The sequence below is a fragment of the uncultured Methylobacterium sp. genome, assembly GCF_964244095.1.
Classification (GTDB): domain Bacteria; phylum Pseudomonadota; class Alphaproteobacteria; order Rhizobiales; family Beijerinckiaceae; genus Methylobacterium.
The window spans coordinates 1-7,517 of record NZ_CAXTHR010000182.1 but is presented as its reverse complement, the minus strand read 5'-3'; the positions used below and the strand labels follow the sequence as shown (position 1 = coordinate 7,517).

Sequence of the window (7,517 nt, the reverse complement as noted above, 5' to 3'; positions counted from 1 at the left end):
TCGACGCGCGCCAGCACGGCTCGAACCGCAAGGTCTCGAACCTGATCAACATGGCCGACGCCATCGCGCATTCCGTCGTCGTGCTCGCCGACAGCGACATGGTGGTGAAGCCCGACTACCTGGAGCGCGTGGTCGCCGAACTGTCCGCGCCGGGCGTCACCGGCGTAACCTGCCTCTATCACGGCGTCCCGGCCGACCGCGGCGTGTTCGCCCAGCTCTCCGCGCTCGCCATCGACGTACAGTTCCTGCCCAACGTCGTGATGGGCACGGCGCTGGGGCTGGCCAAGCCGTGCTTCGGCTCCACCATCGCCTTCACCGCCGCCTCGCTCGCCGCGATCGGCGGGTTTGTCGCCTTCAAGGACGATCTGGCCGACGACTACGCCATCGGCGAGGCGCTGCGCGCGCTCGGCGGCCGCGTCGCGATCCCGAACTTCACCATCGGGCATACCTGCGTCGACACCGCGCTGCCGGGCCTGTGGAGCCACGAGCTGCGCTGGAACCGTACCATCCGCAACGTCGATCCGGCTGGCTATGCCGGCTCGATCGTCACCCACGCCTTCCCCATCGCCCTGATCGCCGCGCTGATGCCGGAGGCCGGCGCGACGGCGCTGGCCGTGGCGGCTTTGGCGCTCGCCTGCCGCATCGTCCTGTCGATGCGCCTGGAGCGCGCCTTCGGCATCGGCCCGCACCCGTACTGGCTGTTGCCGATCCGCGACATCCTCTCCTTCGCGAACTTCTCCTGGAGCTTCGTGTCCGGGGCGGTGACATGGAAAGGTCACGATTATCGCGTCGTTGCAGACGGAACGCTCATTCCGGAGCGCAATCTCAGCCCGGATGCCGAAGCGCCCATCGTCTGATCTTGTCTTTCCCCCGCTTCGACGTGTCCGAACCGCTCTGAGGCCCTGAACGCCATGCGCACGCTCTTTCTCCAGGCTCCGACCTTCGACGGCTTCGACGGCGGCGCCGGGTCCCGCTACCAGGCCAAGCGCGAGATCAAGTCGTTCTGGTATCCGACTTGGCTCGCCCAGCCGGCGGCGCTGGTGCCGAACTCGAAGCTGATCGATGCCCCCCCGCACAACATCAAGCTGCCGGAGATCGTGGCGCAGGCCAACGACTTCGACCTCGTGGTGCTGCACACCTCTGTGCCGTCGTTCAAGTCGGACGTGAAGACCATCGAGGCGCTCAAAAGCGCCAACCCTAAGCTCAAGGCCGGCCTGATCGGCGCCAAGGTCGCGGTGGACGCCGCCGGCGCGATGGCCCAGGCGCCGTGCGTCGATTTCTGCGCCCGCAACGAGTTCGACTTCACCGTCAAGGAAGTCGCGGACGGCGTGCCCATGTCCGAGATCAAAGGCTTGTCCTATCGCAACGCCGACGGCGTCGTGGTCCACAACGAGGACCGCGAGATCATGACGGACATGGACCAGCTCCCGTTCGTGACCTCGGTCTACAAGCGCGACCTGGAGATGGAGAAGTACTTCATCGGCTACCTGAAGCACCCCTACATCTCGTTCTATTCCGGCCGCGGCTGCAAGAGCCGCTGCACGTTCTGCCTGTGGCCGCAGACGGTGGGCGGGCACACCTACCGCACCCGCTCGGTCGCGCACGTGATCGAGGAGATCAAGTACTGCCTCAAGGAGTTCCCGCAGACGAAGGAGTTCTTCTTCGACGACGACACCTTCACCGACAACCTGCCCCGTGCCGAGGAGATCGCGCGCGAACTGGGCAAGCTCGGGGTGACGTGGTCGTGCAACGCCAAGGCCAACGTGCCGCGCGAGACCCTGAAGGTGCTGCGTGACAACGGCCTGCGCCTGCTGCTCGTCGGCTACGAGTCCGGCAACCAGCAGATCCTGAACAACATCAAGAAGGGCATGCGCGTCGAGGTCGCCGAAAGGTTCACGAAGGATTGCCACGACCTCGGCATCGCCATCCACGGCACCTTCATCGTCGGCCTGCCGGGCGAGACCAGGGAGACGATCCAGGAGACCATCGCGTTTGCCAAGCGCATCAACCCGCACACGATCCAGGCGTCGCTGGCCGCGCCCTATCCGGGCACGTTCCTGTACAAGCAGGCGGTCGAGAACGGTTGGCTCGACGTCGCGAACGCCGAGCTCGTCGACGAGAACGGCGTGCAGATCGCGCCGCTGCACTACCCCCATCTGTCGCATTCCGAAATCTTCGCCGCGGTGGAGGAGTTCTACCGGAAGTTCTACTTCCGCGCCCCGAAGATCGCCGCGATCGTCTCCGAGATGGTCCGCTCGCCCGACATGATGAAGCGGCGCCTGCGCGAGGGCGTCGAGTTCTACCGCTTCCTGCGCGAGCGCCAGGGCACCGCCAAGGCCGCCTGACCCCTCCGTCTGCGGATATGCACGGCCGGGCCTGACAGCCCGGCCGTCTTCGTTCAGGGGTCCGGGGCCTGAGGCCCCGGCGGGTCGAGGGGGGAGCCCCGTTCTGTCCCAGGGCTCCGCCCTGGACCTGCGAGAGGGCTTGCCCTCTCGACACCCGTGACTGGAGTTTGCGTGAAGCGTCTCGTCGTCACCGCCGACGATTTCGGGCTGAGCCCGGAGGTCAACGAAGCGGTCGAGCAGGCCCATCGCGAGGGCATCCTCACGGCGGCGAGCCTGATGGTCTCGGCGCCCGCCGCGGCGGATGCGGTCGCGCGCGCGCGGCGGCTGCCGTCCCTGCGGGTCGGGCTGCACCTCGTCCTCGTCGAGGCATGGCCGACCCTGCCGGCCTCGGTGCTGCCGGAGCTGACCGATGCCGCCGGCCTGATGCGCCGGGACATGGGGCGCCTCGGCCTCGACCTCGCGCTGAAGGGACCGGCCCGGCGCCAGCTTTCCGCCGAGATCGCGGCGCAGTTCGCCGCGTTCCGCGCGACAGGCCTGCCGCTCGACCACGTCAACGCGCACAAGCATTTCCACGTCCACCCGCTGGTCGCGGGCGCGGTGCTGCGCATCGGTCGCGATTTCGGGATGCGGGCGCTGCGCGTGCCCCGCGAACCCCACGCCGTGCTGCGCGCGGCGGAACCCGGCAGCGTGCCGAGGCCGGCGCTCGATACCGCACCCTGGGCCGCGTTGCTCGCTCTCCGCGCCCGCCAGGCCGGCCTGCTGATCCCCGACCGTACGCTCGGGCTCGCCTGGTCCGGCGCGATGACGCCGCGCCGCGTGGCGGCCCTCCTGGCGCATCTCCCGGACGGGCTGACCGAACTCTACACCCACCCGGCCGCGGCCGGCGGCTTCGACGGCGAGGCGCCCGGCTACGCCTATGCCGCCGAGCGCGACGCGCTGATCGCCCCCGATTCGATCCGGGCGCTGACGTGCTCGGGCGCGCTCAGCGGCGGTTTCTCGGATTTCGTCCGGTAGCCTCCGACGCATCGAGCCGGGCCGCGAGCGGGTGGTCGAGCGTCGCCAGGCGACAGTCCTCGACCGCGCATTGCGCCAGCAGCATCCGGTCGAACGGGTCCCGCGTCGGCGGAACCGGGTCCACCGCCGTGAGGGCGTGCGCGGCGGTGATCGGCAGGATCTCGATGCCGAGAGCTTCGTAGAACGGCGGCAGGCTCTCCAGCGGCACACCCGGATCGAGCTTGCCGAGCCGCGTCTTGATGGCAATTTCCCAGAGGCTTGCGGTACTCGCGAAGGCGAAGGTTTCGGGTCGCGCGATCGCCCACGCGATCGTGGCGCTGATGCGAGGTAGCCGCTCCAGCGAGATCGCGAGAAGGATGTGGCTGTCGAGGATGAGTCTCAAGGCCCGGGGAGCGGCCGGATCAGGAAGTCTTCCGGAAGGGGATCGTCGAAATCGTCGGCGATGAACCCCGCCGTGCGCTCGATCCCGTGCGCCCGCAGGAACGCCTCGCCCGCCGCGTAATCGATGCCGCCCTTGCGCCGATGCGGTACGAGATCGAGGATCGGTTTCCCCGCTCGGGTCACCACGATCGTCTCGCCGCCCTCGACGCGGCGCGCGAGGTCGGCGAAGTCCGATCCGATATTCTCAAGGGCGATCGAGGTCATCTCGCAAGATTAGAAGCAGATCGCCGCTTCGTCGAGGCGGGCGGCAGTCCCCTGCAGCCTACTTCGCGCCCACGGTCTCGCGCGTGCGCCCGATCATCGGATCATTCGCGGCGGCCTCGCCGTCCGGCCTGTCGGCGTCCGGCCGCTTCGGCGGGGGCCCGAGGAAGGCCGGGACCACGAAGAAGGCGGCGATCAGCGTGAAGAACAGCGACAGGGCCAGCAGCTTGCCCATGCTCGCGGTGCCGGGATGGCTCGACAGCACCAGCGAGCCGAAGGCGGTGCCGGTGGTGAGCGCGGAGAAGAAGATCGCCCGCGTGAGGCTCGAGGCCAGCATGTCGGTCACGCCGGCCCGCCACGCGATCACGTAGTAGATGTGGAACGCGACGCCGACCGCGAGCATCAGCGGCAGGGCGATGATGTTGGCGAAGTTCAGCGGCATGCCGATGACGTGCAGCGCCATCAGCGTCCACAGGGTCGCCAGCACCAGCGGCCCGAGCGTCATCGCCACATCCCAGGGTTTGCGCAGGGCCACCGAGAGGATGATGAAGATCAGCACCAGCGCCGTCACCGCCGCCTGCACGAACGCGCCGAGGATGGTGTAGCTCGACGAGGTCGTGGCTATCGGGGCGCCGGTGGCGTGCGGTGCGACGGTCTGCACCTCGGCAGCGAACCTGCGCAGCACATCGTCGTCGTTGGAATTGCCCTTGGGATGGACCTCGATGCGGGCGCGGCCGTCGGCGGCGACCCATTCGGCCTTCAACGGCGGCGGCAGGTTCGCCAGGGTGATCCGCTCGGGGTGTAGCACCGTGCGCAGACGCGTCAGGAGCGAGCCGAGGTCGGTGGTCAAGGCGACCGAGCCGGCCTCGCGCATCGCCACGGGGGCGCCGGCGAGCCTGTCGAGGGTGCCCGCGAGGCGGCCTGCGGTCTTGTTGCCCGCGGCATCGCCGCCGGCGATGCCGGAGAGCGCGGCCGAGGTCTCCTTCAGCGCCTTGACGGTGTCGGCATCGCTCGGCGCCGGCGGCTTCCGGTTCGGGTTGAGCACCGGGTCGAGCAGTTCGGCCGTCTCGGCGACGGTGGCGAGCTTCTTGTCCTGGTCGCGCGGCACGAAGGTGTCGATGCTCATGATGTCGGCGGCCATCGGCAGGGCGGCGAGCTTGCGCGTCATCTCCGGAACGGCGTCGACGTTGGCCGCGAGCACGTCGACCACGTTGGGGCTCGTGGCCGGGTCCTTGATCAGGTCGAGATAGGTGGAAATCGATTCCACGTGCGGGCTGCGCAGGTGCATCGGGTTCGAATCGAACGGCAGCTTCCACAGGAGCGGCGTGCCGGCCAGCGTGATCAGGCCGACGCCGATCAGCACGGCCTTGCGGTTGCGGATGATCCAGGGATCGACGCCCGACAGCCACGTCGTCTCGACGGCCGCCCGCTCGCCCTTGGGCCGGAACACCGCGATCAGCGCGGGCAGCAGGGTCAGCGCGAACAGGTAGGCCACCACCATGCCGGCGCCGGCGATCAGGCCGAGCTCGGAGACGCCGCGGAAGGCGGTGGGCAGGAAGGCGAAGAAGCCGGCGATGAGCGAGACGGCGGCGAGCGTCAGCGACCAGCCGACGCCGCGCGACGCGGCGCGAAGCGCATCCTCCAGGCTCGGCTGCTCGTAGCGGTCGGCGCGGTAGCGCACCGCGAACTGGATGCCGAAATCGATGCCGAGGCCGACGAACAGGGCCGCGAAGGCCACGGAGATCGGGTTCAACTCGCCGACCATGAGCAGGCCGAGCGCCGCCGTCACGATCAGTCCCGAGAAGGTGGTGACCAACACCGACACCACCAGCGGCGCCGAGCGCAACGCGAGCCAGAGGAACAGCACGATCGCGCCGACCGTCACGAGGTTGTTCAGAGCTGCGTCGTCGGACAGCGTAGCGAACTCGTCGTCGGCCACCGCCACCGGGCCGGTCAGCCGCATCTCCAGGCCGTGCTCGGGATCGATGTTGAGGTCCTTGGCCACCTTCCGGATCAGCTTGGTCGCGGTGTAGCCCGGCTGGAGCGCGTTGAAGTCGAGCACCGGCTGGATCATCACGAACTTGCGTAGGTCCGTGGTCTTGCTCTCGCCGCCCGAGAGCAGGAGCTGCCACGACATCCGCGCCGGTTTCCCGTCGAGCACCTGCCGCAGCGTGGCCTCGATCTGCGCCATCGGCTTGTCGAGATCCTCGATCTTCGCGTCGCCGCCCTTGATGCCGCGGGCGCCGAGGGCAAGAACCCGCATCACGCCGCGCAAGGACGGGTCCGAGGCCAGCGGCCCGAGCAGGCCCTGCTGCTGCACGAGCTGCTCGACGGTCTTCTCCAGGTCCGACTGCGACAGCAGCAGGAAGCCGTTCCTGTCGAAGAACGGGCCGCCGTCGGGACGGTACACGGTCTCGATCAGGTCCTTGTGAACGGCGATCGCCTTCGCGAAGGCGCGCGCGGCCTCCTCGGCCTGCTCGGGCGTCTTGCCGTCGATCACCGCGACGACGGTGTTGGTACGCTGCGGGAACGCCTTCTCGTAGTTGATCTCGTCCTGGCGCCACGGTTCCTTCGGATCGATCAGCCGCTCGACGTCGGTGTTGATGCGGAACAGATGCGCCGCGACCCCGGTGCTCGCGGCCGTGATCATGGCGATCACGGCGATGACGACCCACCGATGCCGGACGGAAAACGCAACGAGACGTTCGATCACGGGTACCCTGCCTGCCTGGAGCCGGACGCCCGCGACGGGACCGGACGGCTCGCGAACTTCGATGCTGCCGGATGGGCTCCGGCAAAAGCCGCCCGCGCTGCATCCGCGTAGCCGAGGACCCAAATCCGTTCCGCACGGGAACGGTTCACGATGTCGTGTCGTCCGTCGAGGCGGCCGACGATCGATCGAGCGCGGTCACCGAGCTTTCCGGACATCCTGCGTGGACGCACGTCCTCCGAGCAATCGTTGCGCCAAGGCCGCATCGCTCAGTAATCGTGCAGGCCGGCGATTGCAACGCAGCGGGCCGCGCTGCCGCCCCCGTCCATCAGGGATCGGAGGGCGTTTCCGCAGCGCAGCATCAACCAGTCCCACGATTCCTGGGAATACGGTCGCATTGCCGACGCAATGGGAGGATGAGGTTTGCGTCGAGCCGGCCATCCGGCCGCCGGCCCGATGCGGCCGCCAGCCCGGCTCCTTCGACAAGCGCGGAGGCTTTGCCTGTTTCTCGGCCTGTGGCTCGGTTGCGTCACGGCTGCAAACACGTATGTCGGAGCGTCGCGACGGTGGACCTTTGAGACCGGTTCCAAGCTAGATCGCTGGAATTCCCGTTTTTTTCACGCTAAGCAGCCTCTTGGTCAGGGGCTACGAGCACAGGAGCCGCATCTTGGGAATTCCTCTCCGGTATGTCGCGAAGATCGGCGGCTACATCCTCAAGCAGCATCTCACCGGCCGGAAACGCTATCCGCTCGTGATGATGATGGAGCCCCTGTTCCGCTGCAACCTCGCCTGCGCCGGCTGCGGCA

6 protein-coding genes and 1 pseudogene are annotated in these 7,517 nt (G+C 68.3%); 4 read left to right on the top strand and 3 right to left on the bottom strand.

From position 1 onward, the window contains the following. The 3 genes from hpnI to hpnK all read left to right on the top strand — a co-directional run. A partial coding sequence (hpnI, locus tag ACFE86_RS20140; protein WP_375457104.1) for a bacteriohopanetetrol glucosamine biosynthesis glycosyltransferase HpnI occupies positions 1-857 on the top strand: 857 nt, incomplete at its 5' end. 54 nt (positions 858-911) lie between these two features. Next, positions 912-2,345 carry a hopanoid biosynthesis associated radical SAM protein HpnJ gene (hpnJ, locus tag ACFE86_RS20135; RefSeq protein WP_375457103.1) on the top strand — a complete coding sequence of 478 codons (1,434 nt, stop codon included), beginning with the start codon at positions 912-914 and terminating at the stop codon, positions 2,343-2,345. A 171-nt stretch (positions 2,346-2,516) separates the two neighbouring features. Then, positions 2,517-3,359 (top strand): hopanoid biosynthesis-associated protein HpnK, encoded by an 843-nt coding sequence (hpnK, locus tag ACFE86_RS20130; protein ID WP_375457102.1) that lies wholly within the window; start codon positions 2,517-2,519, stop codon positions 3,357-3,359. Here the strand turns inward: hpnK and ACFE86_RS20125 are convergent. The 3 genes from ACFE86_RS20125 to ACFE86_RS20115 are packed head-to-tail and all read right to left on the bottom strand — an operon-like array spanning position 3,328 to position 6,714. Beyond that, entirely contained in the window at positions 3,328-3,741 is a 414-nt protein-coding gene (locus tag ACFE86_RS20125; protein ID WP_375457101.1) for a type II toxin-antitoxin system VapC family toxin, read from the bottom strand. The two genes, hpnK and ACFE86_RS20125, sit on opposite strands and share 32 nt — an antisense overlap. Next, entirely contained in the window at positions 3,738-4,004 is a 267-nt protein-coding gene (locus tag ACFE86_RS20120; protein WP_375457100.1) for a type II toxin-antitoxin system Phd/YefM family antitoxin, read from the bottom strand. The genes ACFE86_RS20125 and ACFE86_RS20120 overlap by 4 nt, the downstream gene beginning before the upstream one ends. A 58-nt stretch (positions 4,005-4,062) precedes the next feature. Further along, a complete protein-coding gene (locus ACFE86_RS20115) occupies positions 4,063-6,714 on the bottom strand; it encodes an MMPL family transporter (RefSeq protein ID WP_375457099.1) in 2,652 nt (883 codons plus the stop codon). Positions 6,715-7,378: 664 nt separating this feature from the next. Between ACFE86_RS20115 and ACFE86_RS20110 the strand changes: the two are divergent. Further along, positions 7,379-7,517 (top strand): annotated as a pseudogene (locus ACFE86_RS20110) (hopanoid biosynthesis associated radical SAM protein HpnH); the annotation flags it as partial.

Bases quoted from the DNA above. Each gene is read 5' to 3' on its own strand.
- hpnJ (WP_375457103.1), top strand. From the start codon at position 912: ATGCGCACGCTCTTTCTCCAGGCTCCGACCTTCGACGGCTTCGACGGC.
- ACFE86_RS20120 (WP_375457100.1), bottom strand. From the start codon at position 4,004: ATGACCTCGATCGCCCTTGAGAATATCGGATCGGACTTCGCCGACCTC.